Consider the following 26,428-nt stretch of genomic DNA (forward strand, 5'->3'; position numbering starts at 1 on the left):
TGCATGTCGCCCGGAAGTGTGCAGCGGTTCCGGGACAACGACATGCATAAAAACAAAGAGCTAAAGCGCGTCGCATGAATCAAATTTGATGCGACGCGCTTTAGCCGACACCGAGAAACTGCCTGAGCTCGGCAGTCTGCGGATTGGCGAAGACATCCTCCGGCCGGCCTGCTTCGTGGACCCTGCCCTGATGCATGAAGACGACACGGCTGCAGACGTCGCGGGCGAACTTCATCTCATGCGTGACCATCAGCAGCGTCATTCCCTCGGCGGCAAGCTCGCGCACGACGGCCAGAACTTCGGCAACCAGCTCCGGATCAAGCGCTGAGGTAATCTCGTCACAGAGGAGCGCGCTCGGCTGCATGGCGAGCGCGCGGGCGATGGCGACGCGCTGTTGCTGGCCGCCCGAGAGCTCATCGGGATAAGCGTCGAACTTGTGGCCGAGCCCCACCCGCTCCAGCATCTTGCGGGCGATGGCTTCTGCCTCGGCCTTCGGGGTCTTCTTGACCACGGTTTGCGACAGCATGACATTGCCGCCGGCGCTTAAGTGCGGGAAAAGGTTGAATTGCTGAAAGATCATGCCGACCCTGAGACGCAGCGCCTTGAGATGCACCTCGTCGTCGAGGAGCTGCGCACCGGCCACGGAGATCGAGCCGCTGGTGATGGTCTCCAGTCCATTGATGCAACGAAGCAGGGTCGATTTGCCCGAACCGCTCTTGCCGATAATGGCGATGACCTCCCCCACCTCGACATCGAGATTGATGCCTTTCAGCACTTCGGTGGCGCCAAAGCTTTTGCGGACTTCAGTGATTTCGATGAGCGACATTGAGCTTCCTCTCCAGGATCTGGCTGCTTTTCGACAAGGGCCAGCAAAGCGCGAAGTAGATGAGGGCGACGAGCCCATAGACGGTGAAGGGCTGGAAAGTGGCGTTAGTGACCACGGTGCCGGCTTTCGACAGTTCGACGAAGCCGATGATCGAGGTCAGCGCCGTTCCCTTGACGATCTGCACGGAAAAGCCGACCGTGGGCGGTATGGCGACCCTCAGCGCCTGCGGGAGGATGACGTAACGCATCTGCTGCAACCGCCCCATAGCAAGGCTGGCGGAGGCCTCCCATTGGCCTCTGGCGACCGATTCGACGCAGCCTCGCCATATTTCGGCGAGAAAGGCCGCGGTCCACAGGATGAGCGCCAAGCCCGCGGCAAGCCAGGCCGGCACATCGATGCCGAAAAGACCGAGACCGAAAAAGGCGATGAAGAGCTGCATCAGCAACGGCGTGCCCTGGAAGAGCTCGATATAATACTTCGCGAATATCCTGAACGCCTTGTTCTTGCTGATGCGCAGGAACAGCAACACCAGCCCGACCGCGCCGCCGCCGATGAAGGAGACGAGCGAAAGAAGGATCGTCCAGCGGGTGGCGAGCAGCAGGTTGCGCAGTATATCCCAGAGGGTGAACTCGATCATCGCGCCGCTCTCCTTGAAAAAATCAACCCGCCGACGACCGCCAGGACCTGCCGGAGCAGGATCGCCAGCGCGAGATAGATGGCCGTCGATACGAAGTAGGCCTCGAAGGCGCGGAAGGTTCGCGACTGTATGAAGTTTGCGGCGAAGGTCAGATCCTCGGCGGCGATCTGCGACACGACCGATGAGCCGAGCATGACGATGACGACTTGCGACGACAGCGCCGGCCAGATGCGCTGCAGCGAAGGCACGAGAACCACATGCCGGAAGGTTTCGAAGCGCGTCATCGCCAGGCTCTCGCCCGCCTCGAACTGGCCCTTGGGCGTTGCCTGGATACCGGCACGGATAATCTCGCAGCTATAGGCGCCGAGGTTGACAACCATTGCAAGGTTGGCCGCCGTCAGTTCGGAAAGATGGAGGCCGAGCGACGGCAGACCGAAAAAGATGAAAAAGAGCTGGATCAGGAAGGGCGTGTTGCGGATCAGCTCGACATAGGCCGCAACGACCGGCTTCAGCCAGGCCGGGCCGAGTGCCCGCACCCAGGCGCAGAAAATGCCGAGCGAAATGCCGAGCACTCCGCCGACCGCGATAAGCTCCAAGGTGACGAATATGCCCTTGATGATGTCAGGGTAATATTGAAGCAGCCAGCCGAATTCGAAATGGTAGCTCAAGGAATGTCCCCTCTTGCGGTGACGGAGCGCATGTCATCCCGCGGGGCGCGCGGGAGACATGCGCAAGATCCAGGTTTGCTTACAGATCGGACGGCAGACCGGCGCCGAGCCACTTCTGCGATATCGCGTTCAGCGTGCCGTCGGTCTTGGCGGCGGCGATAACGCCGTTCACCTTCTCCAGCAGGCCGGACTGTTCCTTGCTGAGGCCGATGTAGCAGGGCGAGTTCTTGATGAGGAACTTCAGCTCAGGGCGCTTGGGAGGATTCTTGGCGAGGATCGCAGCCGCCACGACGTTGCCGGTGGCAATGATGTCGACCTGGCCGGAGAGGAACGCCGAGATGGTGCCGTTATTGTCCTCGTAACGCTTGATCGTCGCATCGGTTGGCGCGATCTTCGTCAGCTCGAGATCTTCGACGGCGCCGCGCGTGACACCGATGCTCTTGCCCGCGAGATCTTCCGCCTTGGCGACCGCAAGATCGGCCGGTCCGAACACACCGTTGAAGAAGGGCGCATAGGCGACCGAGAAATCGATCACCTTTTCGCGCTCCGGATTCTTGCCGAGGCTTGATATGACGAGATCGACCTTGTTCGTCTGCAGATAGGGGACGCGGTTGGCACTCGTGACCGGCACAAGCTCGGCTTTGACGCCCAGCTTTTCGGCTATGAGATTGGCCACGTCGATATCATAGCCCATCGGCGCCATATCGGTGCCGACGCTGCCGAAGGGCGGGAAATCCTGCGGGACAGCGACGCGCAGCGTCCCGCGCGCCGTAATATCGGCGAGGGCATCGGCGTGCGACGGCGCGTTGAAGCCGAAGGTCGCGGCCAGGGTCGCGATTGCGAAGAAGACTCGTCTTGTCAGCATGTGTTCATTGCTCCTTTGAGGTTGTGGTTTTCAAGTCTGACTGTCGGGAGACGGCGGAGGCGGCCTTGGGCGGCAGCGACAGGGAATTGCGCAGATCCGAAAGCGGATCCGGGCGCGCCGTGAGGTCGAGGCCCATTTCGACTTCATCAAGATGTTCGACGGAAAGGGCCGCAGCTCTGCCGAAATCGCCTGCCTGCATAGCCTCGAAAATGCGGCAGTGCCCCTCATGGGATTGCGCCGCATGAAATTCGGATTGATAGAGCATCGAAATGAGGATGGTCCTCGCGGTCAGGTCGCGCAGGATATCGACGATGATGGCGTTACCGCTCAGTTCCGCGACGCGTATATGGAAATCGCCCATCAGATAGGTCAGGCGCTGGCGGTCGCCCGCCGCCATCGCATTCCTCTCCTCGTTCAGATGGGCGTCGAGAGCCTTGCGCCCCTCCTCCGTCAGCATGCGCATGCTGCGCAGCAATCCGGCCTCGACGATACGCCTTGCCTCATAAACCGCGATCGCATCTTCGGCGGACGGCTCGACGACAAACCAGCCCCGCCGGGGGCTGACATGCACGATACCGCGCGTCTCCAGGCGCATCATGGCTTCACGGACGCGGGTCCGGGACACGCCGAAGAGTGCCGCGAGCTGGTTTTCGCCAAGCCGCGTACCGGGCCTGATCTTGGCGGACAGGATGCCGGAGACGATCGTCGCCTCGATGGATTTCTGGTTGGTCTCGGATGTGTGGCTATCTTGCATACAAGACAGAAAGCAAAGCGCATGCCAAAATCCTGTGCTCAGGATTTTCGGCATGTCTCGGATGCTTTGCGGAAAATATGCCTGCCGGGAATGCAGACTGAACGTAATTTAAGCGAGCGCGGCCCCCTCGCCGACCTGCCGCACGCTTCGCCCCGTCTTAGTTAAAGCTCGAGGTTTTGAGAAATTCGGCCAACCGTTCGGTCTTCGGACGCACGAACATTTCCTTCGGATCGCCCTCCTCGCAGATGACGCCCTGGTTCATGAAGATGACGCGGGACGAAACCTCGTAGGCAAAACGCATCTCATGGGTGACGAGCAGCATGGTCATGCCGTCGGCGGCAAGCCCCTTGATCACCTGCAGCACTTCGCCCACCAGTTCCGGGTCGAGCGCCGAGGTCACCTCATCGAACAGCATCAGCCGCGGCGACATGGCGATGGCGCGGGCAATTGCGACGCGCTGCTGCTGGCCGCCGGAGAGCTGACCGGGATAATGGTTGGTGCGGGCGGCGAGGCCGACGCGGTCGAGCCATTTTTCGGCGATGACGCGGGCCTCCGGCTTGGTCATCTTCTTCACCTTGATAAGGCCGAGCATGACGTTTTCGGCGGCACTCATATGCGGGAAGAGATTGAACTGCTGAAAAGCCATGCCGGTCAGCGCACGCTGGCGGGCAATCTCCTTCTCGCTCTTGCGCCGCCGGCTCGCGCCGTCGATGCGATAGCCGATCTCTTCGCCGTCGAGGCTGATCGTGCCGCCCTGGAATTCCTCGAGCATGTTGACGCAGCGCAGCAAGGTGGTCTTGCCGGAGCCGGACGAGCCGATGATCGAAATGACCTCGCCTTCCTCTACGGCGCAATCGACGCCCTTGAGAACCTCATGGATGCCGTAAGTCTTGCGCAGACCCTTAATGTCGAGAATGATCTTGGCCATCGGGAAGTCTCCTCAGGACGGCAGGGCGGTCTTGCGCTCGACATATTTGCCGAAGTGCTCGATGCCGTAGTTGACGATGAAATAGAGTCCACCGGCCAGAAAATAGAACTGGAGGCTCATGAAATTCCGGGAAATGATCTCTTGCGTGCGCAGGAGAAGCTCGGCGACGCCGATGACCGAGAGCAGCGTCGAGGCCTTCACCATCTCCGCCGCCGTATTCACCCAGGCCGGCAGGCACTGGCGCATGGCCTGCGGCCACAGCACCGAGGTGAAGGTCTGGATAAAGGTCAGGCCGATCGCCTTGGCGGCTTCGGTCTGCCCCCTCGGGATGGCCTGAAGCGCTCCGCGCACGATTTCGCCGACATGGGAAGAACAGAAGATCGCAAGAGCGAGCACGCCGGCGGAAAACGGCCCCAGATCGAGACCGACCGCGGCGGAGACGTAATAGCTTGCCAGCACGAGCACGAGCACCGGCGTGCCGCGGATGATATCCGTATAAGCGCGTACGAGGAGGCGTAAAACCACGCCGCCGTAAACGAGCGCCAGACCGACGAAGACGCCGAGGACGGAGCCTGCGAGAATGGCCAGCAGAGAGATCGACACCGTCATGGCGACGCCATTCATGATGACGTATCGGGCGATCCAGAGTTGTTCGAGAAAAGTGTGGGACATCGGGACTATCTCGGCAGGGCCAGACGGCGCTCGACAAGGCGCATCAAGGCGGCGATGAGGAAACAGGTCGCGACATAGAGGGCTGAAGTGACCATCCAGGTTTCGATGACGCGAAAACTCTCGACATTGATCTTGCGGGCGGCGAACGTCAGCTCAGGCACGGCGATGGCGGCGGCGAGCGAGGTGTCCTTGAAGAGCGAGATGATCGTCGAGGAGAGCGACGGCAGCACGTTGCGCAGCATCAGCGGAGCAATGATGGAACTGCGGATCTGCATCCCGGTCAGGCCGATGGCGAGACCCGCTTCGGTCAGTCCTCTCGGAATCGACAGCAGGCCGGCACGGAACACTTCGGCCAGATAGGCGCCGGAATAGAGGGAGAGAACCAGAACGAAGCTTTTCATCTTGTCGAGGCGCAAGCCCATCTGCGGCAGCGCGAAAAAGGCGAAAAGCACCAGGACGAGAATAGGCAGGTTGCGAATGACAGTGACATAGACGCGCGCCGGCACGATTGCGAAGCGGCTCCTGGATGTCAGCGCGAAGGCCACGACAAGACCGATTGCGGCCCCGATCAGGATCGAGATCACCGCAAGCCCGAGGCTGAGGGCAAGCCCGCTTAAGAGAAAGTCGAAGTTGCGCCAGACGGCAGCGAAATTCAGCGTGTAACCCATGCGGGTCCTTTCAGACCAGAACTGATGCCGAACGCGCGAGCGGTCCGGACGACGTCATGCTCCAACTCTTCGATTCAGAACCGGATTCCGATCTTAGGCCGAACCAGGCCTAAGATCATCCTGTTCCAGCGGAGCGGGCTTGAGGTCCCGCCTCGCATGACCGTCACTTGAATTCGACGGGAAAGCCGATCTGCGGCGGCGTCAGGTCTTTGCCGAACCAGGTCTTGAAGGACTTGGCGTAGAAGTCGAATTCGACGCCTGTCATGGCTTCGTGAAGCGCGGTGTTGACGAAGTTCAGCCAGTCCTGATCACCGCGTTTGACGGCGCAGGCATAGGTCTGCGGGTTCCAGCCGTAGCCGGCGTCCTTGTAGCGACCCGGGTTCTGCGTCATGTACCAGGCGAGCGACGACTGGTCCGTGGCGACGGCATCGGCGCGCGCCGACTCCAGTGCCTGATAGATCAGGTCGACGGATTCGTACTGGTCGACGGTCGCCTCCGGCAATGCCGCATGCACCATCGCCTCGGCATAGACATTCTGCAGAACCGAGATGGTGACCGAGGAGCCTGCCGCCTTCAGAGCGGCATAGTCGGCATATTTTCCGTCCGCCTTGAGCATCAGGCCGACACCCTCGCGATAATAGGGAATGGTAAAGGCCACCTGCTGGGCGCGTTCGCCCGTAACGGTCATGAACTGGCAGGTGATGTCGACCTTGTCAGTGGTGATGTTCGGGATGCGGGCGTCGGAGGATTGGTTGACATATTCAATCTTCTCCGGATCGCCGAACAGGGCCTTGGCGATGATACGGCCCATGTCGACATCGAAGCCCTGAAGCTTGTCGTCCGCGCTCTTGAAGTGCCAGGGCGCATTGGTGCTGCCCGTGCCGAGAACGAGATGGCCGCGGGCCAGCACTTCATCGAGCTTGCTGCCCTCGGCGAGCGCAGGCGTGGACAACAAAGCGGCGGCGACCAGCGATATCACACCGGTGCGAAAGGAAATGGTCATGGCGTTCCCCTTATGGATGGTTCCCATTGTTCCAGTATAATGGACGCATGTCTGTTTTACTGGAATAATGTATCAAGTGCCATCAAGGATGAATTGTCAATGGGTCATGCCGAAAAAACGCGCAGCAGTGCGCGTGGTGATTTTTTTGGCAGTGCAGCATTTTCGACCGCTTCCGAGCGGACCACTGGCTGGCGTTCTGACCGCTCGGGGTTGCCAAGATAGTCGAAGCAAAATGCACGGCGATTATGTGGACGCCAAAGAGGTCGCCCAAGCGACTTCTGGAGAGCTCTCCTACAAGAAGTGTTCCCGATCGGTCCCGGGGTGGCGGCCGCCGAACGACGTTGGGCGGTGGTAGGCGGCCTCAGGAACGGAGCAGGATCACTTACCCGCTTTTTAATTGCGCCACTGCTAGCAGCGTATCGGCGCTCATCGCCGCCGAACCGGTCAGAATTGAAAGCGCTGTCGATGTGGTGCCGGTGCCGTTGGCCATGTCATACATGGCGGTGAAGCGCTTGATCGGATCGTCGACTTTGTCGGGATCCGACAGATCCTCGATGTCGATGAAATTTTCGACCATCTCGGCCTGCTTCTCGACGTCCATGTTCGAGACGTAACTGGAAAGGTTGAAGCTCGTCGTGAAGAATTCGAAGAGCGCGCTGTCGCCCAGAATGTCGTAGGCACTCGAGATCTCCGGCGCTTTGCGTTCGAAATAGAGGGCAAGGCGCACGCCGGTGTTGCTGTCACCCTGATCATCCTCGAGCGTCAGCCTGACATAGGCATCGACCGTCTCAAGCACATCGCCGCGCTGCTGCACCGTACCGGTGGGATCCGCGGATATATTGCCGTCCTGGTCGAAATTGAACGCGCCGACGAGTTCGGCGAAACGATTGTCGTCGAGCTTGTTGACGTAACTATCTTCATCGTCGAGATCGGACGAAAACATCTTCTCGAGTTGGTCCGACGTGACATCGTCCGGGTCGAGCCCCTTTGCCTCGAGCACGAACGCAACGAGGCGATCATCGGCCAGAAATTCGCTCGCCGTGGTGATCGTCGCCATCTGCTCGCGAAAATAGGTGATCTCGTCATCCGCCGCATCGGTCGCCTCGGTCAGCTCGTCGCCCTCGAGGTATCGAATCTTGTTCTGTTTGTAATAGGCGGCGTAGTCGTCGACGACCGATTCCGACATGGCCTGCAAGGGAACGGTAACGTCGCCATCGCTGTCGAAATTGAATGCTTTGCGAAAGGCGACGAAGCGATCGTCGTCCAGGCTGTTGACATAGCTTTTGGCATCCGTGGGATCGCTTTCGAGAATTTTTCGTACCTCGCTTCTCGAAACGCTGTCCGGATCTATGTCAAAGGCGCGCAACGCCATCTCCCACATTTCCGGGAGATCGTCGTTGTCATCATCGTCGTCATCGGCATTCGACACGAGGAAATCGTCGATCGAAGTGACGCTGGCAATGCGCGTCGTATAATTGTCGACGGCATCTTCCGTGTCGGTGTTGGCGATCAGCACCTGATAATTCTCATCGAAGGCCGCCGTGGTCGCGGCGGTCTGGTCCGACGTCTGGGCCGTGTCGCCATCGGCAAGCGCGCCGTCCTCGTCGAAATTGAAGGCGTCGTGCAGATCGGACAGGCCGATCGCATCGGCGATGTCGGCGCTTTTCAATGCTGCGGAAATGAAGGTGTCGGACTCGTCGTCGGTAAGGCCGTAAGCCGTCCTCAGATAGGACACCAGCTTGTCATCGCTCATCAACTGATCGACCGAGGTGATGTTGCCGATTTCCGCGGCGAAATAGGTGTCGTAAGCCTCTCCGGTTTCGGAAGAAGCAATTGTCGCCGAGGCCACCGCATAAGCACTGGTCACGAGCAAAATCTGGTCTTCCGACATCAGATCGCCGTCGACCGAGCCGTCCTCGTTGAAGTTGAAGGCCTTTGCGAGGCTGACATAGACGTCGTCGCCGAGCTGGTTGACGAAACTGTCGGCATCGTCGAGGTCGCTCGTCAGAACGTCCTTCAGGAAGCTGGTCGACGTGTATTCGGTGCTGAGGCCGAAGGCCGTCAGCACATAGTTCTTCAGCCGCGAACTCGACAGGAAATCGTCGACCGAGGTGATCGACGCGATGTTTTCCTCGAAATAATCGGTCTCGTCTTCGATGGCGTCCGCCTCGGTCTCGAAGGACTCCTCATAGGCATCCAGCAGGCTATCGCGCTGCACATCCGATTGGGCGGTCTTCGTCTCGCCGGAAAATTTGAAGGCAGCGGCGAACTCGGCACAACGGCCGTCGCTCAAGGAGTTGGCGAAGCTCGATGAATCGCTGAGGTCGCTCTCCAGCACCTTCTTCATGAAGGCCTTGGCATAGGTCATGTCCTCAAGGCCATAGGCCTTCATGGCATAGGAGTAGAGCTTGTAATCGCCCATGAACTCGTCGACCGTCGTGACCTTGTCGATGTTTTCCTTGTAATAGGCGCTGTCGCGGGCGACCGTTGCCTGGGAAGCCACGTTCGAGAGACTGGCGCTCAGATTTCGCGCGACCGCGAGATAGCTTACATAGGCGGAAACCAACGTCTGTCCCTCTCACACTTGTTTATGCAAGACCGCCACGCGTTTCGCTGGCTTGCCCGGCGCGGCGATGCCGCGCGAAAGCCTGCGGCCGTCACGATTGAAACTTCTCATCTCTGCGGGAATATCGTCGCCGGTCATGGCGAGGCACAGCCACTGACATGTGGCCGAATCAACTTAATAGAACTAAGTAGTTCTATAATTCATCCAATCGTGAATTGGAAGCCAGGAGTGTGAGAAATGTCTCTGGTTCGCTCAGGCGGCGCTTATGCCGGCGGCAAAAATCGCAATTGAGCGGCGAAGATGGGCAAGCAGGGCTGCCCGATCGGGCCAGGCCTGGGCACGGCCCTCCGGCGGTCCCATGCCCCCGAAGATCATGTCCATCAGCATCCGGGCTCCGCTTACCGGATCGTCCAGGGTGAGCCGGCCCTCGGCCCGGCGATCGCTCAGCCAGTCGGCCAGTTCCTGTCGGCTGGCAAGCATGCCTTCCCGTTGCAGGATATCGACCAGCTCGGGAAATTGCGCGGCTTCACGGAAGACGAGCTGCAGGAAACCGGCGCGGTCCGCATCTTTGTCCTCGTCCATGTCGATCATGAAGATCCGTTCAAGGCTTTCGGCGATCGAACAATCTTCGGCGGGCCGCGGCAGATCAAGCATCAGGCGCCGATGGGCAGCGACGACGGCGGCGAACAGCTCTTCCTTGCTCTCAAACAGGCGGTAGAGCGTCTGCTTGGAAACGCCCGCTTCGGAGGCGACGACCGCGGTCGTGCTTCCGGCATATCCATATTTCACAAAAACCTGGCGGGCGACTTCGACGATCTGCAGCCGCTTGTCTTCGTCGGTGGAGACTTTCGGCCGGCCTCGTCTGCGCGGCTCGTCTGCGGGCTCATCAATAACTTTCATGATCGTCTAAGCCGCCCTGCCGAAGCGCATGCCGACGACCTGAGAAAACGCACTACGATTTCTGAGGGATAATTTCTTCGGTTGTAGCATTAGCGATTTCGATTTAGAGAACTCATCAGTTCTGTAATGCGTTGCATCCCCACCCCCATAGCGATGGAGCGCTTATGACGACCATTTCTGCTGCAACATCAATCTCTTCCTATTCTTATAGCAGGAGCTCGACGTCCGCATCCGAGGACATCCTTTCGTGTAATACGGTTTCAGCAAAAAAATCAACCACAACCCAGCAGTCCGACGAAGACGCCTCCAGCAGCGCCGACAAACTTTTGTCGCAGCTGATGACGCTGTCGATGAACCGCTTCTCGGATCAATCCGGCTCCGGCGGCGAGCAGGATGGCGGCGAGGGCATGGATGTCTCCCAATTGGATACCGATGGCGACGGCTATGTCAGCAAGGCCGAATTCGTCGCAGCCCGGCCGTCCGATGTCACGGAGGACCAGGCCGGAACGCTGTTCGACAGTTTCGACAGCGAAGGCACCGGCTCGCTCTCGGTCGATGCGCTCGCCGAAACCATGTCCGCCCAGCAATCGGAACGTGCCGACGGACCGCCACCGCCGCCGCCTGCCGATGATGACGAGCTGTCGTCCATGCTCTCCGATCTCGATACCGACGGAGACGGGCTGATTAGCAAAGCCGAATTCGTCGCAGGCCGGCCGTCGGATGTGACGGAGGATCAGGCCGGCACGCTGTTCGACAGCTTCGACAGCGAAGGCGCAGGCTCGCTCTCGGTCGACTCGCTGACCGAAGCCATGTCCGCGCAACAATCCGACCGTGCCGACGGACCACCGCCCCCGCCCCCGTCAGCCGACGATGATCAGTCTGCATCCCTGCTCTCCGATCTCGACACGAACGGGGACGGGCTGGTGTCGTTGGAAGAGTTCATGGCCGGCAAGCCTGATGACTTCACCGAAAGCCAGGCGAGCCAGCTCTTTGCTCTGCTCGATAGCTCAGGCACCGGTTCGCTGTCCGTCCAGTCCGCGAGCTGACGATCGATACGGGCTCGTCGCCTTGCAGTTGCTGGAGAAGCTGCAAGGCGACGGTCCGAAAGCGGCCCGGCAGTTGAGCCGGCAGAGCTTTCTGCCGGGCCGCTTCTTCACGAATGGTGCGCCGTAACGGGCGCACGACGCCAGCGCACGGATGAGCCGCAGCGCCTATCGCCATCACGAGGCAATCCAGACACGCAAATCATCGACCGGCGCCGGCCTTCGTCCGGGCGCGAGAGATGGCGCGCGCCCGCAATCCGGCCCTGGAAGCCTTTCGTCACATGGCATGTTCCCAAACCTTAAAGGATCGAGCCATGAGCATTTTTGGAAGCATGAAAACCGCCGTCTCCGGCATGAGCGCCCAGGCAAACCGGCTGAGCACGGTTTCCGACAATATCGCCAATGCCAACACCACCGGCTACAAGGCCGTTTCCACCTCGTTTTCGTCGCTGGTCCTGCCCTCTTCCTCGGGCAATTACAATTCCGGCGGCGTTCAGACATCGGTGCGCCAGGCGATTTCCCAGCAGGGCGACATTTCCTACACAACCTCGGCTTACGATCTCGCGATTTCGGGAGACGGTTTCTTCATCGTGGAAAGCGCCGACGGCACGCCGGTGCTGACCCGCGCCGGCGACTTCTCGGTCGATAGCGACGGCAATCTCGTCAACAGCGCTGGCTACACGCTGATGGGATATTCCTATGATTCAGGCGTGCCGGCCGTGGTCGTCAACGGTTTCGACGGGCTGGTGCCGGTCAACGTCGCCCAATCGGGCTTAAGCGCCATCGCTTCGACCAGCGCCTATTTCAGCGGCAACCTCAACTCCGAAGCGACCGTCGTTACCGATACGACGACGCTGCCGAGCGCCAACACGTCTGCTGTCACCGACGATACGCAGAAGATGTCGCTGGTCGCCTATGACAGCCTCGGCGCCACCGTCCAGTACGACTATTACTTCACCAAGACCGGCGTGACGACGGATGCGAGCGGCGCGGTCACCGGCAGCACCTGGGAAGTCGCGGTCTATCGCAATGCCGATGCGGCGACCGGCGGCACGACGTCCTTCCCCTATTCCTCCAGCGCCGTCAGCGTCGCGACGCTCTCCTTCGATGCCAACGGCCAGCTGACCTCTGCGACCGATACCGACATCGTCGATCCGGTGACGGCCAAGACGATCACCATGGATTATTCCGATTTCACCCAGCTTGCCTCCGATTTCTCGGCGACAGGCTCGGCGGACGGTCAGGCCGCAAGTTCGGTGAGCTCGGTGTCGATCGATACCGACGGCGTCGTCTCGGTTTCCTATGCGAACGGCACGACGAAGGCGCTCTACCAGATCCCGCTCGCGAACGTCGCAAGCCCCGACAATCTGACGCTGCTCAGCGGCAACGTCTATACCGCCAACGGCCAGTCCGGCGTCACGGTCACCGGCTTTCCGCAGACGAACGGGCTCGGCTCCATCCAGTCCGGCGCCCTGGAAAGCTCGAATGTCGATCTCGCCGGCGAACTGACTGAGATGATCGAGGCGCAGCGCAGCTACACCGCCAATTCGAAGGTGTTTCAAACGGGCTCCGACATTATGGATGTCCTCGTCAACCTGAAACGATAGAGGGAGCGCCTGGATGTCGCTCACCTCCGCCTTGAACAGCGTCCAAAGTATTTTCAACAATACCGGACAGCAAAGCAGCGTCGTCTCGACCAATATCGCCAATGTCGGAAATTCCGACTATGTCAGGCGGGAGGCGTCGATCACGACGTCTCTTTCCGGCGCTCAGGTCGTCAGCATCAGCCGGGCGCAGGAAACTGCGCTGCTGGCCCAGTATCTGCAGTCGAATGCCAAGGACAGCGCCCAGCAGACGCTGGTGACCGGACTTGAAAGCCTGAAGTCGCTGGTGGGCGGCAACGACTACGAGACCTCCCCGAGCACCTATCTCTCGGCATTCCAGGAGGCGCTGCAGACATTCGCGACCTCGCCGAGCAGCACGACATCAGCGCAATCGGCCGTCACCGCTGCGCAGGATCTCGCCAATTCGCTGAATACGGCAAGTGACGGCGTCCAGTCGATCAGGGCCGAGGCAGACGCGGAGATCGCCACGCAGGTCTCCACGCTGAACACGCTGCTGTCGCAGTTCGAAGCGGCCAACAATGCGGTCAAGCTGGCAACGGCCACCGGCACGGATACGTCTTCGGCGCTCGACGAGCGTGAGAAGCTTTTGAAGCAGATCTCCTCGATCGTCGGCGTCAATTCCGTCGTGCGTAACAATAACGATATGGCGCTCTACACCTCCGATGGCACCGTGCTGTTCGAGACCGTACCGCGCACCGTCACCTTCGCTTCGACGGCGACTTACATCGCGGGAACGGAAGGCAATGCCATCTATATCGACGGCGTTGCACTCGATGCCGGCGAAGGATCGACGACGAGCGCCTCCGGCAGCCTGCAGGCGCTGCTGCAGCTTCGCGACGAAATCGCCCCGACATTCCAGGCTCAGCTCGACGAAGTCGCCAAGGCCCTCGTTCAGGTCTTCTCGGAAACCGACGGCAGCACCAGCGCGCCCGGGCTGTTCGTCTGGACCACGTCCGCGGGCGCAACCGGGGGAACGCCGTCCTCCTCGGACGATACCACGGGGATCGCCTCGACCATCTCGATCAACACAGCCGTCATCACCAGCGAGGGCGGCGATGCGACGAAGCTGCGCGATGGATCGATCAGCGGCATCACCGATCTCAACACATCAGGGGACAGCGGCTTCTCCGATAATCTCGATGCTCTCTACACGGCACTGATGGAACAGCGCTCGTTCTCTTCGGATGCCGGCCTCTCCACGACGCAGAGCCTGACGGACTATGCCAGCGCCTCCATCGGCTGGCTCGAACAATATCGCAGCGACGCGACATCGGCTTCCGAAACGACGGCCGCGGCCCTGTCGCGCTCCGACGAGGCCTATTCCAACGAAACAGGCGTGAACCTCGACGAGGAGCTGACGCTCCTCCTCGACATCGAACAATCCTACAAGGCAGCGACGAAGATCCTGAACGTCATCGACGAGATGTTCCAGTCGCTCCTCGACATAGCGAGCTAGTCATGAAGGCATCATTCGTTTCATCATCGGCGATGCAGAACGTTCTCAGGCTCACCATCAGCCAGTCGCAGACCAAGCTGCAGCAGGCCTCGACGGAGGCGACGACGGGAACCTACGCCGATATCGGCGTATCGCTCGGCGCCGGCGCCGCGAAGACGATCAACCTCACCAGCGCCATCGACCAGGCCGCCTCGTTCAAAGCGGGCAACGCCGTGGTCGCATTGCGCATGGAAGCATCGCAAACCGCGCTTTCAAGCCTCAAGGATGCCGGCGACAGCCTGGTCTCGAACCTGACGGCGCTCCAGGCGAGCCAGGATACGACCAGCATTGCCGTCGCCCTGCAGACGGCAAGTGCCACGATTTCGCAGCTGATCTCGACGGCCAATACCTCTGTCAACGGCGAGTTTCTGTTTGGCGGCACCAACCTCGACAACCAGCCGCTGACCGATCAATCCTCCACGGTTTCCGATACGATCGTCACAGCGCTCACCGATTACGCAACCGGTCTCGGAAAAGACGTGAATGAGTTGACCGGCGAGGAGATCGGCAGCTTCATCACCGACACCGTCGAGCCGATGTTCTCGGAGAGCGCCTGGACCGATGCTTCGTCAGGTTGGTCGACGGCATCCAGTACCGATATGACCAGCCGGATCAGCGGATCGGAGACCATTACCTCCTCGACCAACGCCAATTCCGACGGCATGCGTTATCTCGCCCTTGCCTCCGTCGTCGTCTCCGCCCTCTTCGGCCAGGATCTCAGCGACGACGCCAAGAGTACGGTCGCATCAAAAGCGATCGGTTATGCCGCCCAGGCGACGTCCGGCATCGTCACGCAGCAGAGCCAGCTCGGCCTCTCGCAAGAGCGGCTCGAAAAGGCCGATGACGCCCTCGATGCCCAATCGAGCCTGCTGCAGGGAAAGCTTGTCGATCTCCAGGGCGTCGACACCTACGAGGCGTCGACGCTCGTCAACCAGCTGCAGACGCAGCTGGAAACGGCCTACACGCTCGTCTCCAAACTCCAGAGCCTGAGCCTGGTCAACTACCTCTGACGGATTGAAAATGCGGGAATTCAAGCTGCAAATACCGGCCTTAAGCAAAGAGCCGAATACGTCGTGCTCGGAAATCGTCGCGGAGGCAGCCTTCGCGCTGGCCTCCGGCATTATCGACACCATCCCCTTCATCGGCTGCAAGCTCGACGAACAGCAGGCTCGGGCCTGGCCGCGATCCGGTGTCTTCACCGACGACGGCATCGAGATGACCGGCACGCCGCCCGAGATATTCGAGCTTTGCGAGCTCCTGGCAGGCCATATCGAGAGGGGCACATCATTCGACGTCTTCGAAGTTTTCCACAAGATTGCGCGCATCGACCGGTTGATCGACTGGAGCCATGGCGCGGTGCTGTCACCCGAACCGCATCCGGTAACGCATTGACAGACCGCGTAAAATAATCTTTCCAATCGCAGTGCGGCCACGGCCGCATCGGCGGGGGGCACGGCATAGACCGGTCTTGCATGTAGCCATCGCGTTGCGCCAACCTGGACTTTGCCATAGGGAGATCGAAGGCGATCGTCGAAGGTCTGCCGGCAATGGTCTTCAGAGACCGAGTGTTCTTGATGTCGAAGCCGCGCGCGAAGCTACCCTTCTCCGAAGAGACCTTGCAGGCGATGCTGATCCGCGTGCTGCGCCCGCTGGTCAGGCTCGCTCTTGCCTCCGGTTTCAACTTCACCGCTTTTTCGGCCGTTCTTCGCCGGCTTTATATCGAAGTCGCCGAGAAAGAATTCGCGCTGCCGAACAAGCATCAGACCGATAGCCGCATCTCGCTTCTGACCGGCATCCACCGCAAGGACGTCAACCGGCTGCGCGGGCAGGCGCTTGATCCATCATTCCTGACCGTGGGCGTCTCGCAGACAAGCCGCATTCTCGCCCGGTGGCTTGCCGATCCGCTGTATTGTGATGCCGAGGACAAGCCGAGCGCCCTGCCCCGGACGTCCGGCGATGGCGGCCCGTCGTTTGAAAGCCTGGTGACTGACATCACCAAGGACGTCCATCCCCGTTCCATCCTCGACGAGTGGCTGGACAGGGGTCTCGTCGTTGTCGACGACAATGGCTGGGTCCGGCTCAATCTTTCCTCGATCGTCCCGAATGCCGGCGACGACGCCCGCCGACATTATTTTACCCGCAACCTTCGCGACCATGTGCAGGCGTCGGTCATGAACCTGATGAACGACCCTCCTCCCTACTTCGAACGCGCCGTTCATTATGACGGGATCTCACAAGCGCTGGCCAGCCGCCTCGACGAGATCGCTCGCGAGGAAGGCATGGCATTGCTTCTCAAGCTCAACAAAATCGCGCATCAAACCCTTAAGGACGATCCCGGCGGCAACAGCCGCTGGATCGCGGGACTGTATGTCATGACCGAGGAGGCAGACGCCGCTCCCGAGACGGAGACGGACGAATGAGCCCGTCGATGATCTCCAGAAGGCAGTTTCTGCTGGGCGGCATAGCGCTTCAGGTGTTGAGACCGGAGTTTGCCGCCGCCCAACCGACAGGGACGAGCGATCACGGCATCGGCGGGTCCGGTCTTTCCATTCTGGGAGGTGGAGAGAACGAGGATCACGGCATCGGCGGCACCGGCATCGTCGGGACCATCCAGGGTTTCGGCAGCATTATCGTCAACAACATCCACATCCCGTTCAGCCAGGCGACGCCGGTCGAGATCGACGGGCGCCGCGTCCCTGCGAGTGCCATGAAGGTCGGCCATGTCGCCCGGGTGCTGCTCACAGGAAAGCGCGCCGCCCGCATAACGATCGTCAGCGAGGTCCAGGGCCGCATCGACCAGATTGCCAAGGGCGGGATAAGAATCCTGTCGCAAACCGTCGACACATCGGGCTTGGCGACGAAAGGCCTGCGGAAGGGCAAGCGGGTCGCCGTGTTCGGCATCCGCAAGCCTGACGGTACAATCCTTGCCCGGCGCATCGAACCCCGCTCCGCTTCTGATGGCGCCCACGTCCGCGGCGTGCCCGCCAAGCGCGGCAACCGCGTTCTGATCGGCGGCCTTTCGCTTGGCACCACGCACGGGTATCTCGCCGGCAAGCAGACGCTGGTGCGCCTGAAGGCGACCGCCGATCGATTGGTCATTACGCGCATCCAGGCCGAGCCCGTGGTGCCGGGCCTGAAACGCGGCGTCGTCAACGTCGAGACCTTCCGGCCGACGGACAGAGACGGGACAGGTTCGGGACGTTACGGATCGGCGCCGCCATCTCCGGATGGTCATGGCTTCGTCGATTTCGGCGTTCGGGATTCGAGCCGCATGACGGGATTTCCCGGAGGGCGCGGTCCCGATGGCTTCGGCCTTCGCTCGCCGGACGGTCGCGGAGATGGGCCGCGGCCGGACCACTCGCCGTTCGGCAGAGGTGGGCATGGCGGAGATTCTCCAGGTCCGAACCGGCCCGGCGGCCCGCCACCGAATGACGGCCCACCGCCCGGGCCGCCGCCGGATTTTCCCGGCCAGCCCTGAGCGCGTCATCAAACCCAATTGACATATGGGAAAATTTCCCATTTATTGTTGTTGCGATCCCTGCTTCGGGTGATTCCGACGAAGGGCTTGCCGATTGGCTAACGGGTTCGCCCCACACCCGCTAGCCAATCGTTGATTTCCTGTCGCTTGCGACCGTCAATACCGCGTTGCAGAGGACCGCGCCGTAAAGGCCCTTCGTCTGCCCGATGTCGCATCCGAACCAAAACTCGCTTCGCCCAAGAGGAAACAGACATTGCTTTTGCTGGAACGCATATCGATGGAGACGGACGGATCGGCCGTCGTTGCAACTTGGGAAAACCGCGCGCAAATCATCGACATTATGCGTAGCGCCCGCGGCATGAGCCAGGAACTTCAGGACCTCTGGAACAAGAGCGGCGGAATGGGCCGGCTCAGCCAGGTCGACACGGACAGGCTGGTCGAACTGCTGCGGGACATCGGCGACCTGAATGAAATGTTGATGCGATTGGCCTGAAAGGCGCCGATGCTGCAAACCGTCTGATGAAGGACGTCAGAATTCCCAAGGGGAGATCAAATCAAGGCCTGTCACGGCAAAGTCGCCCAGATTTCGTGTTGCCAGCCGACCGCCATTGACCCGCGCAATTGCCGCGATCATACCATCCGGTGCCGACATTCCACGTCCTTGACGCGCGGCGGCGCCCATGATGTCGCCATAGGCAAGAGCGGCTTCTTCGGTCAGACCAAAAATTCGGTCCGCGAAGCGGCGGCGCCAGTCGGAGAGTGCCTGCTCCAGGCGTTCGGCGCGCTGATCGGGCCGGATCTTCTGGATACCAAAAGCGATCTCGGCAATCGTCACCGTCGGCAGCGCCAATTCGGAATCATGACGGATGAGCCAGGCGATTACGGCTTCGCTGGGAGATTTTCTCAAAGTTTCCGAAACGACGTTGGTATCGAGAAAAATCAAAGCTCGATGCCCTTATGAACCTGCCTGCCCTCCTTGATGACGGCTTCAAGGTCGATGTCCGTCCCGCTTTGTTGCGTCAGCCTGTTATAGAAGGACACAGCCGGCTCTCGCCCGGCTTCGCGTATTTCATAGGATTCAAGAGCCCGCTCGACAATGTCGGCTATCGAGCGATTTTCACGGCGGGCAAGCCGGTGTGCGAGATCCCGCGCCTTTGCGCTTCGTACAGAAAGCTGTGGTTCGGCCATGGCTCAGATCTCCTTCGCAATCAATATAAACCCCGGCGTTTCTGCCATCAAGATGGCAGCTAATGGCTTGCCATCGCATTGAGGAAAAATAGACCCAATTTTGGACAGTTGACAGGGTCCGTAAATAGTTCGCCGGGTAACTGAGATCTAAAAGAATTAACCATATAGCAGCGTTCTTGCGAAATAATGACCCACGTACATCAGGCATCTCGAAGAAGAGACGCCGCAAAGTTATTTGGAGACGATCTTGGCATTTACTATTGCCCGCAGTTTGGTGGCCTTTGGCGTTGCTGTTTCGACCGGCCTTCTCGTATCGATCGGGTTGCAGCAATCGGCGCTCGAACGGCTGAAGGTCAACGGTCCGGTTTACGAGCAGGTGGTTTACGGCAAGGATCTGATCGCCGATATTCTGCCGCCGCCGCTGTTCGTGGTCGAATCCTACATGCTCTCTTTCGAAGCCAGTAAATTTCCCGAACTGACCGAGACCAATCTTGCCAAAATCGCAAATCTCAAGGCCGCCTACGACGACCGGCGCGCCTATTGGAAATCGACGCGGCTGCCGCAGTCTTTGAAGGACGAGCTCGAGAACGATGTGCTCGCCAAGGGCGATGTCTTCTGGGAGGTGATGAACCGAGCGATCATCCCAGCCCTGAACGCCAAGGACGAAGACAAGGCGCATGGTGCGATCGGGCAATTGCGCATCGCCTTCCATGCACATCAGGATGCGGTCGAGAAGCTCGTCGCAAATTCCGACGCTTTCCTGAAGGGCGAAGAGAGCAATGCAGCCTCGGAGATTGTCACGTGGACGATCTATGCCGGCGCCGCAGGCTTCGGCTCCTTGGCCCTTCTGCTGGTTGGGCTTTATCTTCTGCGCCGCCGGGCCATCGTGCCGCTGGATGGCATGAAGGCCTATATGGGCAATCTCGCCGAAGGCGATTTTTCGACCGAGGTTCCCTATTCCGACCGCTCCGACGAGATAGGCGCGATGTCCAAGGCGGTGGCGGTGTTCCGCCGCAACGCGCTGGAACGGCAAGACGCGCAGAAGCGCGAGACCGCGCTTCGCGATGCCGAATTCGAACGTGAACGCAACCAGATGGCCGAAAAGGCGGCCGAGGAACAGACACGCGAGACGGTCATCGATCAGCTGACTTACGGCCTGGACCAGCTGTCGCACGGCAATCTCGATTGCCGGATCACGACCGCCTTCGCCCCTGCCTACGAAATGTTGCGGGCCAAGTTCAACGACAGCATGAATGCGCTTGGCGCCTCGATGGCGCAGATTGCCCACACGTCCAGACAGGTGGGCAGTTCCTCTGCCGGCATCACCAATGCCGCCGACAGCCTGGCACTACGCACCGAACAGCAGGCCGCAATGCTCGAAGAGGCGACCGCCGCGCTCGGCGAAATGAATGCCAAGGCCAAGGACGCTTCCAATCATGCCGGCAAGGCGACCGGCATGATGGCCGAGACCCGCAGCAGCGCCGAACATTCGGCCGCCGTCGTGCGCGATGCGATCGCCGCCATGCAAAAGATCGAAGGCTCGTCCGCCCAGATCGGCGCGATCGTCAACGTCATCGACGAGATCGCCTTCCAGACCAACCTCTTGGCGCTCAATGCCGGCGTCGAGGCCGCCCGCGCCGGCGAAGCCGGCAAGGGTTTCGCCGTCGTGGCGCAGGAAGTGCGTGAGCTCGCCCTCCGTTCGGCCAACGCCGCCAAGGAGATCCGATCTCTGATTTCCACGTCATCGTCTGAGGTTTCCACCGGCGTGGAGCTCGTCAACCGCACCGGCAAGGCGCTTATGGAAATCGAAGGCCAGGTCGAACAGGTCGCCGGCCTGATCGCCCGCATCGTTTCGGTATCGTCCGAGCAGGCCGTGGCGATCGGGGAAATCAACGCCTCCGTCAATGCGCTCGATGAGGTCACGCAGCGCAACGCAGCCATGGCTGCGGAAACCGTCTCGGCCTGCCGCGCGCTCGGCGGCCAGACGCAGACGCTGGAAGGCGTTGTCAGCCGCTTCCAGATCGATGCGGCAGCTGCCGGGTCGAGATCGCCGAAAGCGGCTTGAGATGGCCGGCCGGCGAAACGCATGCCGCGCCTGCCCGTCATCTCAGCTCGTCACGGTCGCCATCACCGCAACGCAGTCGCCTGGTTTGACAAGCCCCGGAAAATGCCGGGCGCAGAGAATACCGTCCATGGCGGCGCGGATCTCGCGCGGCGCCTCACCCGTCCGCCCGGTCGGGTAGATGCGAGCGATGACCGCACCCTCGGTGACGACGTCACCGAGGTCGATGACGGCTTCGATCAATCCACCCTCCTCCGCGAAGGAGAAACAGCGGCCATCCGGCATGTCCAGCCAGGTCGTCGGACCGGTATCGACGGCGCCGGCGACGATCCCCGCATGTCGCAGCACGTTTGTCACGCCGCGTTTGGCGATCGCCGCACTCTTGGCGGTCGCGGTGCCGCCGCCGCCGAGTTCGGTGGTGATGAAGATCTTGCCCATTTCCTCGGCCGCCGTGTCGTACATGCCGACCGCATCGATCTCCAGCATCTTCATCGAATAGGGTGCGGCAAACGCCGTCACGAAGTCGAAGGCTTTTTGCTCCTGCTGCTTGTTGGGCAGAATGTGCGCGGCGCAGAAGGGCAGAAAATCGAGCGTCTTGCCGCCGGAATGGAAGTCGAGGACGATATCCGCCATCGGCAGAAGCACACGGCTGAAATAGTCGGCGATCTTCTCGGTCACCGTGCCGTCCGGCCGGCCGGGGAAACTGCGGTTCATGTTGCCCCTGTCGATCGGCGACGTCCTGGTGCCCGCCAGGAATGCCGGATAATTCATCGCCGGCACGATGATGACGGCGCCGCTCACCTCCTCAGGCTTCAGCGAGCGGGCGAGATCGAAGAGCGCGATCGGTCCCTCATACTCGTCGCCGTGGTTGCCGCCGGTCAGAAGCGCCGTCGGCCCCTTGCCGTTCCTGACGACCGTTATCGGGATCATCACCGATCCCCAGGCGGAATCGTCGCGGCTGTAGGGCAGCCTGAGGAAACCGTGCTGGACGCCCTCGGCGGCGAAATCCACCGTCGCGCTGATCGGCGACGGCCGCAAACGGGTCTCTGTCATGACAGCCTCAATCCTTGACCATCAGCTTGCGCGGCACGTTGGCGAGGCACTCGACACCGCTGTCGGTGATGAGGATGCTTTCCGTCGTCTCGAACCCCATGTCGTCGAGCCAGAGGCCGGTCATGAAATGGAAGGTCATGCCGGGCTTCAATTCCGTCCGGTCGCCCGGCCGCAGGCTCATGGTGCGCTCGCCCCAGTCCGGCGGATAGGAAAGGCCGATCGGGTAACCCGTGCGGTTGTCCTTGACGATGCCGTATTTCTTCAAGACCGCGAAGAAGGCGTTGGCAATATCCTCGCAGGTGTTGCCGGGCTTGGCGACCGCAAGACCGGCTGCCATGCCTTCCAGCGTCGCTTTTTCGGCATCGAGAAACGCCTGCGTCGGCTTGCCGAGGAAGACGGTGCGCGACAGCGGCAGGTGATAGCGATTGTAGCAGCCGGCGATTTCGAAAAAGGTACCCTCGCCCTTCTTCAACGGCCGGTCGTCCCAGGTCAGATGCGGTGCCGATGCTTCGACGCCGGACGGCAGCAGCGGCACGATCGCCGGATAGTCGCCGCCGATGCCGTCGACGCCGCGAGTGCCGGCGTCATAGATTTCCGCCACCAGATCGCACTTGCGCATGCCGACCTCGATCTTGTCGAAGATGCGGGCATGCATCGCTTCGACGATGCGGGCCGCATTGCGCATGTACTGGATCTCGGTCTCGCTCTTGACCGCGCGCTGCCAGTTGACCAGCGCGGTCGCATCGGCGAAACGCGCATTCGGCAGGTGCTTTTGCAGCGCGGCGAAAGCGGCGGCGGAGAACCAGTAATTGTCCATCTCGACGCCGATCGTCAGCTTGCCGAAGCCGCGCTCCGTCAGGATGCCGGAGAGGTAATCCATTGGGTGGCGCTCGGTCGACTGCACATAATGATCGGGGTAACCGACGATATTGTCGTGGCTGAGATAGGCGGTGAGCTTGGCGCCGTTGGCGTCCTGGCCGCGGCCGAACCAGATCGGCTCGCCCTGCGGCGGCACGATCACCGCCTGATGCACGTAGAAGGACCAGCCGTCATAACCGGTCAGCCAGGCCATGTTCGAGGGGTCGCTGACAATAAGCAGATCGACGCCCTTCGCCTCCATGGCACGCCGTGTCTTTTCCAGGCGCGCGGCATATTCGCCGAGCGAGAACTTCAGATGGGGCTGGGTCATATCTCTTCCCTTCTTGTCCGGCGCCGCGCCGGTCAGCTTTCGAATGTGGTGCCGGCATTCGCCGCGCCGGCGCGGGCAAAGGCGAGCGTGGCGATGGCGGTGTCCTGAATGCCGGTTCCCGTGAGGTCGGCGATGGTGATCTGGTCGCGGCTCGTCCTGCCCGGCATCCGCCCGGCGACGATCCGGCCGAGTTCGGCGAAATCGGCATCCCTTTCGACGAGGCCCGCTTCGATCGCATGGTGCAACTCGCCCAGCCGGCGCGTCTGCTTCAGGCTGTCGGCGACATAGAGGCCGGCGCCGGCGATGGCCGCGGGATCGATCTCGTTCTTGTGCTCGGCATCCGATCCCATGGCCGTCAGATGCTGCCCGGGTTCGAGCCAGCCGGCGTCGATGATCGGTTTTTCCGCCGGCGTGGTGGTCACGATGATGTCGGCGCCGGACATTGCTTGCCGCGGGTCGGATATCGCCTTGACGGGAAAGCCGAGCCTTGCCGCCAGTTCCGCAGCCACGCCCTTAGCCTTGGCCGCATCCCGCGCCCATATCCTGGCGTCACGGATCGGCCGCACCAGCGTCAGCGCTTCCAGCTGCAGCCGCGCCTGCATGCCGGCGCCGAAGATCGCCGCCACGCTGGAATTTTGCCGCGACAGATATTTTGCCGCGACGGCGCCGGCCGCGGCGGTGCGCACGTCGGTGAGATAGCCGTTGTCGAGCAGCAGCGCCTGCACCAGGCCGGTCCGGCTCGACAGCAGCACCATCATGCCGTTGGTGCTCGGCAGGCCGATCTTTGGATTGTCGAAGAAGCCGGGGCTGATCTTGATCGCGAAACCCTCGATGCCGGGCACGTAGGCGGTCTTCACATCGACCTCACCCCGATACTCTGGAATGTCGAGCCGCAGGATCGGCGGCATGGCGACCGCCTTCGTCGCAAGCGCGGCGAAGGCCTGCTCGACGCAAGCGACCGCGTCGGCATCGAGCCCGACGATCTCTCGCAATTCCGCTTCCGTCAGAATGATCATGCGGCTCATGGGTTATCCTCCGCGAACGCCGCACCCTCGCCGTTGATCACGCGACGGTGCTGTTCCATGTCGACATTCCGCCCCGAAAGGATCGCAACGACTGGGCCGCCGGAGCGGATCTTTCCGGCCAGCAGCGCTGCAATTCCGACCGCTCCAGCCCCCTCGACGACCTCGCTCTCGCAGGCATAGGCATGGCGCATGCCGGCTGCGATTTCGGCCTCGGTCAGCAGGATGACGTCATCGAGAAGTGCGCGGCACATGGCGAAAGTCACGCGATTGTCGAGGCCAATGCCGCCGCCAAGCGAGTCGGCAAGGCTCGGCTTTTCCTCGACCTGCACCGGCCGTCCGGCATCGAGGCTCGCCTTCATCGCCGCACCCTGTTCCATCGTCAGGCCGATCACTCTCACCTTCGGACTGACGCCCTTGACCGCGGCGGCGACACCCGCCGCAAGGCCGCCGCCTGACAGCGGCACGAGAACGATCGCCGCCTCCGGCAATGCGTCGACGATTTCGAGCCCGAGTGTCCCCTGCCCGGCGACGACGTCGGGATGGTCGAAAGGCGGGATCATCACCAGCCCCTCCTCTCGCACCAGCCGGTCGACTTCCTGCTGCGCCTCGTCCTGCGATCGGCCGACGATGCGCGCATCGGCGCCGAGGCGGCGGATTTCCGCAACCTTGTTCTCCGGCACCAGCTGCGACATGCAGATCGTCGCGACCGCGCCTTGCGCCTTCGCGGCATGGGCAAGCGCCCGGCCGTGATTTCCGGTCGAGGCGGCGACGACCCCGCGCGCCCGTTCTACCGGTGACAATGACAGTACCGCGTTGGTCGCCCCGCGCAGCTTGAAGCTGCCCGTCGTCTGGTGATGTTCGAGCTTCAGCCAGACCGGAACGCCGGCAATCTCGGCAAGCGATGCCGACTGCACCATCGGTGTTTCGACGACCCGGCCGACGATCCGCCGCGCCGCTGCGCGAATATCCTCCAGCGAAACCGGCAAGGCGCTCACCATGATCTCAGCCTTCCCCATAGGGCATGGTCATCAGCCGGCCGAGCTCGGGCCGCACCCGATCATCGCCGCAAAGCCTCAGGCAGGCCCAGGCGGTTGCGAGATTGCTGGTCACCACCGGCTTGCCGGTCTCGCCTTCGATGCGGGCGGCGACCTCGGCGGCGCGCAGAGCAGTGCAGGAGATGAACAGCGCGTCGGACTGCGGCGCCAGCGCCTCACGCGCGAAGGCCGCGATCTCATCCGGCGCGATCCGCGCCATCTCGCGATCGTCGCTGAGGCCGAGGCAGGTGAAGCGGTCGATCGCAAAGCCGAGATCCGTGAAATAATCCGCCATCGGCCGGCTGGTCTCGATCGTATAAGGCGTCAGCACCGAAATCCGGCGGGCGCCGAGCGCCTTCAGGCCCTTCACCGCCGCCGCCGTCGGCGTCACCACTGAAACACCCGGCTTGGCCGCATGGATCGCCGCCTCGATATTGCGGTCGCCGATGACGACCGAGGCCGAGGTGCAGGAATACATGATCGCATCCAGCGCCTCATCCGGCAGGATCAGCCCGGCGGCTTCCGTCAGCGATGGCTGCATCTTCAAGAGGTTTTCCGGTGTCACCGGATTGGCATAGCCGATGCGGCTGACATAGACGCCGATGCGGTCGCCGGCGACCATGCGCCGGAAATCGACTTCGGTCGTGTGGTCGGTCGCCAGGATGACGAGGCCGATGCGCTTTTCCAACGGCCGGTCGTCCAGTCGCGGCCGCCGGCCGGCGGGAATGATCTGGATTCCTGAGGTCATA

Annotated in this window: 28 protein-coding genes; 9 read left to right on the forward strand and 19 right to left on the reverse strand. The window is 61.4% G+C overall.

Translation table 11 applies throughout. The annotated features are described in order from the left end of the window. Window positions 1-100 precede the first annotated feature (100 nt). From CO671_RS21690 to CO671_RS21740, 12 genes are all read right to left on the reverse strand, one after another. A complete protein-coding gene (locus CO671_RS21690; protein ID WP_010033594.1) occupies window positions 101-826 on the reverse strand; it encodes an ATP-binding cassette domain-containing protein in 726 nt (241 codons plus the stop codon). Then, a complete protein-coding gene (locus CO671_RS21695; protein WP_010033606.1) occupies window positions 804-1,463 on the reverse strand; it encodes an amino acid ABC transporter permease in 660 nt (219 codons plus the stop codon). The genes CO671_RS21690 and CO671_RS21695 overlap by 23 nt, the downstream gene beginning before the upstream one ends. Beyond that, window positions 1,460-2,131 carry an amino acid ABC transporter permease gene (locus CO671_RS21700; protein WP_010033609.1) on the reverse strand — a complete coding sequence of 224 codons (672 nt, stop codon included), beginning with the start codon at window positions 2,129-2,131 and terminating at the stop codon, window positions 1,460-1,462. The genes CO671_RS21695 and CO671_RS21700 overlap by 4 nt, the downstream gene beginning before the upstream one ends. Window positions 2,132-2,210: 79 nt before the next feature. Then, window positions 2,211-2,996, reverse strand: a complete 786-nt coding sequence (locus CO671_RS21705) for a transporter substrate-binding domain-containing protein (protein ID WP_097607667.1) — start codon at window positions 2,994-2,996, stop codon at window positions 2,211-2,213. 4 nt (window positions 2,997-3,000) lie between these two features. Next, entirely contained in the window at window positions 3,001-3,750 is a 750-nt protein-coding gene (locus tag CO671_RS21710; protein WP_097607668.1) for a GntR family transcriptional regulator, read from the reverse strand. Between the two features lie 157 nt (window positions 3,751-3,907). Beyond that, entirely contained in the window at window positions 3,908-4,678 is a 771-nt protein-coding gene (locus tag CO671_RS34015) for an amino acid ABC transporter ATP-binding protein (protein WP_097607669.1), read from the reverse strand. Between the two features lie 12 nt (window positions 4,679-4,690). Then, on the reverse strand, window positions 4,691-5,350 hold the full coding sequence (locus CO671_RS34020; RefSeq protein ID WP_097607670.1) for an amino acid ABC transporter permease: 660 nt from the start codon (window positions 5,348-5,350) through the stop codon (window positions 4,691-4,693). A 5-nt stretch (window positions 5,351-5,355) separates the two neighbouring features. Beyond that, on the reverse strand, window positions 5,356-6,018 hold the full coding sequence (locus CO671_RS21725) for an amino acid ABC transporter permease (protein WP_097581502.1): 663 nt from the start codon (window positions 6,016-6,018) through the stop codon (window positions 5,356-5,358). A gap of 163 nt (window positions 6,019-6,181) precedes the next feature. Beyond that, window positions 6,182-7,021: a transporter substrate-binding domain-containing protein gene (locus tag CO671_RS21730; protein ID WP_097607671.1), complete on the reverse strand. Its 840-nt coding sequence runs from the start codon at window positions 7,019-7,021 to the stop codon at window positions 6,182-6,184. A 382-nt stretch (window positions 7,022-7,403) separates the two neighbouring features. Continuing rightward, window positions 7,404-9,587: a DUF1217 domain-containing protein gene (locus CO671_RS21735; protein WP_097607672.1), complete on the reverse strand. Its 2,184-nt coding sequence runs from the start codon at window positions 9,585-9,587 to the stop codon at window positions 7,404-7,406. Window positions 9,588-9,599: 12 nt separating this feature from the next. Next, window positions 9,600-9,725, reverse strand: coding sequence for a hypothetical protein (locus CO671_RS34520; RefSeq protein ID WP_010032617.1), 126 nt, complete (start codon window positions 9,723-9,725; stop codon window positions 9,600-9,602). Between the two features lie 114 nt (window positions 9,726-9,839). Further along, complete coding sequence (locus CO671_RS21740) at window positions 9,840-10,487, reverse strand: TetR/AcrR family transcriptional regulator (protein ID WP_010032615.1); 648 nt, start codon at window positions 10,485-10,487, stop codon at window positions 9,840-9,842. A gap of 164 nt (window positions 10,488-10,651) precedes the next feature. Between CO671_RS21740 and CO671_RS21745 the strand changes: the two genes are divergently transcribed. From CO671_RS21745 to CO671_RS21780, 8 genes are all read left to right on the forward strand, one after another. Continuing rightward, on the forward strand, window positions 10,652-11,533 hold the full coding sequence (locus CO671_RS21745; protein WP_097607673.1) for an EF-hand domain-containing protein: 882 nt from the start codon (window positions 10,652-10,654) through the stop codon (window positions 11,531-11,533). 311 nt (window positions 11,534-11,844) lie between these two features. Beyond that, window positions 11,845-13,137 (forward strand): flagellar hook protein FlgE, encoded by a 1,293-nt coding sequence (locus CO671_RS21750; protein ID WP_097607674.1) that lies wholly within the window; start codon window positions 11,845-11,847, stop codon window positions 13,135-13,137. 13 nt (window positions 13,138-13,150) lie between these two features. Then, the gene (gene flgK, locus CO671_RS21755; protein ID WP_097607675.1) at window positions 13,151-14,611 is read left to right on the forward strand and encodes a flagellar hook-associated protein FlgK; all 1,461 of its coding nucleotides are present in this window, start codon (window positions 13,151-13,153) and stop codon (window positions 14,609-14,611) included. Between the two features lie 2 nt (window positions 14,612-14,613). Then, window positions 14,614-15,660 carry a flagellar hook-associated family protein gene (locus CO671_RS21760; RefSeq protein WP_097607676.1) on the forward strand — a complete coding sequence of 349 codons (1,047 nt, stop codon included), beginning with the start codon at window positions 14,614-14,616 and terminating at the stop codon, window positions 15,658-15,660. Window positions 15,661-15,670: 10 nt separating this feature from the next. Further along, entirely contained in the window at window positions 15,671-16,042 is a 372-nt protein-coding gene (locus tag CO671_RS21765) for a hypothetical protein (RefSeq protein ID WP_010032274.1), read from the forward strand. A 155-nt stretch (window positions 16,043-16,197) separates the two neighbouring features. Then, window positions 16,198-17,070 carry a DUF6502 family protein gene (locus tag CO671_RS21770; RefSeq protein WP_010032277.1) on the forward strand — a complete coding sequence of 291 codons (873 nt, stop codon included), beginning with the start codon at window positions 16,198-16,200 and terminating at the stop codon, window positions 17,068-17,070. Further along, window positions 17,067-18,128, forward strand: coding sequence for a DUF5666 domain-containing protein (locus tag CO671_RS21775; RefSeq protein ID WP_097607677.1), 1,062 nt, complete (start codon window positions 17,067-17,069; stop codon window positions 18,126-18,128). The genes CO671_RS21770 and CO671_RS21775 overlap by 4 nt, the downstream gene beginning before the upstream one ends. Window positions 18,129-18,381: 253 nt before the next feature. Further along, a complete protein-coding gene (locus CO671_RS21780) occupies window positions 18,382-18,621 on the forward strand; it encodes a hypothetical protein (protein WP_010032282.1) in 240 nt (79 codons plus the stop codon). Between the two features lie 36 nt (window positions 18,622-18,657). Here CO671_RS21780 and CO671_RS21785 read toward each other — a convergent pair whose 3' ends face one another. Beyond that, window positions 18,658-19,071, reverse strand: coding sequence for a type II toxin-antitoxin system VapC family toxin (locus tag CO671_RS21785; RefSeq protein ID WP_010032283.1), 414 nt, complete (start codon window positions 19,069-19,071; stop codon window positions 18,658-18,660). Continuing rightward, entirely contained in the window at window positions 19,068-19,316 is a 249-nt protein-coding gene (locus CO671_RS21790; RefSeq protein ID WP_010032286.1) for a type II toxin-antitoxin system VapB family antitoxin, read from the reverse strand. The genes CO671_RS21785 and CO671_RS21790 overlap by 4 nt, the downstream gene beginning before the upstream one ends. A 247-nt stretch (window positions 19,317-19,563) precedes the next feature. Between CO671_RS21790 and CO671_RS21795 the strand changes: the two genes are divergently transcribed. Then, the gene (locus CO671_RS21795; RefSeq protein WP_097607804.1) at window positions 19,564-21,381 is read left to right on the forward strand and encodes a methyl-accepting chemotaxis protein; all 1,818 of its coding nucleotides are present in this window, start codon (window positions 19,564-19,566) and stop codon (window positions 21,379-21,381) included. A gap of 42 nt (window positions 21,382-21,423) precedes the next feature. Here CO671_RS21795 and doeB read toward each other — a convergent pair whose 3' ends face one another. From doeB to eutA, 5 genes are read right to left on the reverse strand one after another with little or no spacing between them, the layout of a single operon-like run. Continuing rightward, window positions 21,424-22,431 (reverse strand): N(2)-acetyl-L-2,4-diaminobutanoate deacetylase DoeB, encoded by a 1,008-nt coding sequence (doeB, locus tag CO671_RS21800; protein WP_097607678.1) that lies wholly within the window; start codon window positions 22,429-22,431, stop codon window positions 21,424-21,426. A 7-nt stretch (window positions 22,432-22,438) separates the two neighbouring features. Further along, window positions 22,439-23,620 carry an ectoine hydrolase DoeA gene (doeA, locus tag CO671_RS21805; protein ID WP_097607679.1) on the reverse strand — a complete coding sequence of 394 codons (1,182 nt, stop codon included), beginning with the start codon at window positions 23,618-23,620 and terminating at the stop codon, window positions 22,439-22,441. 32 nt (window positions 23,621-23,652) lie between these two features. Further along, window positions 23,653-24,645 carry an ectoine utilization protein EutC gene (gene eutC, locus CO671_RS21810; RefSeq protein ID WP_097607680.1) on the reverse strand — a complete coding sequence of 331 codons (993 nt, stop codon included), beginning with the start codon at window positions 24,643-24,645 and terminating at the stop codon, window positions 23,653-23,655. After that, entirely contained in the window at window positions 24,642-25,643 is a 1,002-nt protein-coding gene (gene eutB, locus CO671_RS21815) for a hydroxyectoine utilization dehydratase EutB (protein WP_097607681.1), read from the reverse strand. The genes eutC and eutB overlap by 4 nt, the downstream gene beginning before the upstream one ends. 4 nt (window positions 25,644-25,647) lie before the next feature. Further along, a complete protein-coding gene (gene eutA, locus CO671_RS21820; RefSeq protein WP_097607682.1) occupies window positions 25,648-26,427 on the reverse strand; it encodes an ectoine utilization protein EutA in 780 nt (259 codons plus the stop codon). Window position 26,428: the final 1 nt, after the last annotated feature.

The sequence above is a fragment of the Rhizobium sp. M10 genome (genome assembly GCF_002531955.1).
Taxonomy (GTDB): domain Bacteria; phylum Pseudomonadota; class Alphaproteobacteria; order Rhizobiales; family Rhizobiaceae; genus Rhizobium; species Rhizobium etli_C.

Coding starts and splice junctions, on each gene's coding strand:
- CO671_RS21740 (WP_010032615.1), bottom strand. CDS start 10,487: ATGAAAGTTATTGATGAGCCCGCAGACGAGCCGCGCAGACGAGGCCGG.
- CO671_RS34020 (WP_097607670.1), bottom strand. CDS start 5,350: ATGTCCCACACTTTTCTCGAACAACTCTGGATCGCCCGATACGTCATC.
- doeA (WP_097607679.1), bottom strand. CDS start 23,620: ATGACCCAGCCCCATCTGAAGTTCTCGCTCGGCGAATATGCCGCGCGC.
- CO671_RS21710 (WP_097607668.1), bottom strand. CDS start 3,750: ATGCAAGATAGCCACACATCCGAGACCAACCAGAAATCCATCGAGGCG.
- CO671_RS21690 (WP_010033594.1), bottom strand. CDS start 826: ATGTCGCTCATCGAAATCACTGAAGTCCGCAAAAGCTTTGGCGCCACC.
- CO671_RS21705 (WP_097607667.1), bottom strand. CDS start 2,996: ATGCTGACAAGACGAGTCTTCTTCGCAATCGCGACCCTGGCCGCGACC.
- CO671_RS21790 (WP_010032286.1), bottom strand. CDS start 19,316: ATGGCCGAACCACAGCTTTCTGTACGAAGCGCAAAGGCGCGGGATCTC.
- eutC (WP_097607680.1), bottom strand. CDS start 24,645: ATGAGCCGCATGATCATTCTGACGGAAGCGGAATTGCGAGAGATCGTC.
- CO671_RS21695 (WP_010033606.1), bottom strand. CDS start 1,463: ATGATCGAGTTCACCCTCTGGGATATACTGCGCAACCTGCTGCTCGCC.
- CO671_RS21765 (WP_010032274.1), top strand. CDS start 15,671: ATGCGGGAATTCAAGCTGCAAATACCGGCCTTAAGCAAAGAGCCGAAT.
- CO671_RS21745 (WP_097607673.1), top strand. CDS start 10,652: ATGACGACCATTTCTGCTGCAACATCAATCTCTTCCTATTCTTATAGC.
- CO671_RS21750 (WP_097607674.1), top strand. CDS start 11,845: ATGAGCATTTTTGGAAGCATGAAAACCGCCGTCTCCGGCATGAGCGCC.
- CO671_RS34520 (WP_010032617.1), bottom strand. CDS start 9,725: ATGACCGGCGACGATATTCCCGCAGAGATGAGAAGTTTCAATCGTGAC.
- CO671_RS21760 (WP_097607676.1), top strand. CDS start 14,614: ATGAAGGCATCATTCGTTTCATCATCGGCGATGCAGAACGTTCTCAGG.
- CO671_RS34015 (WP_097607669.1), bottom strand. CDS start 4,678: ATGGCCAAGATCATTCTCGACATTAAGGGTCTGCGCAAGACTTACGGC.
- doeB (WP_097607678.1), bottom strand. CDS start 22,431: ATGACAGAGACCCGTTTGCGGCCGTCGCCGATCAGCGCGACGGTGGAT.
- eutA (WP_097607682.1), bottom strand. CDS start 26,427: ATGACCTCAGGAATCCAGATCATTCCCGCCGGCCGGCGGCCGCGACTG.
- CO671_RS21770 (WP_010032277.1), top strand. CDS start 16,198: ATGGTCTTCAGAGACCGAGTGTTCTTGATGTCGAAGCCGCGCGCGAAG.
- CO671_RS21730 (WP_097607671.1), bottom strand. CDS start 7,021: ATGACCATTTCCTTTCGCACCGGTGTGATATCGCTGGTCGCCGCCGCT.
- flgK (WP_097607675.1), top strand. CDS start 13,151: ATGTCGCTCACCTCCGCCTTGAACAGCGTCCAAAGTATTTTCAACAAT.
- CO671_RS21725 (WP_097581502.1), bottom strand. CDS start 6,018: ATGGGTTACACGCTGAATTTCGCTGCCGTCTGGCGCAACTTCGACTTT.
- eutB (WP_097607681.1), bottom strand. CDS start 25,643: ATGGTGAGCGCCTTGCCGGTTTCGCTGGAGGATATTCGCGCAGCGGCG.
- CO671_RS21775 (WP_097607677.1), top strand. CDS start 17,067: ATGAGCCCGTCGATGATCTCCAGAAGGCAGTTTCTGCTGGGCGGCATA.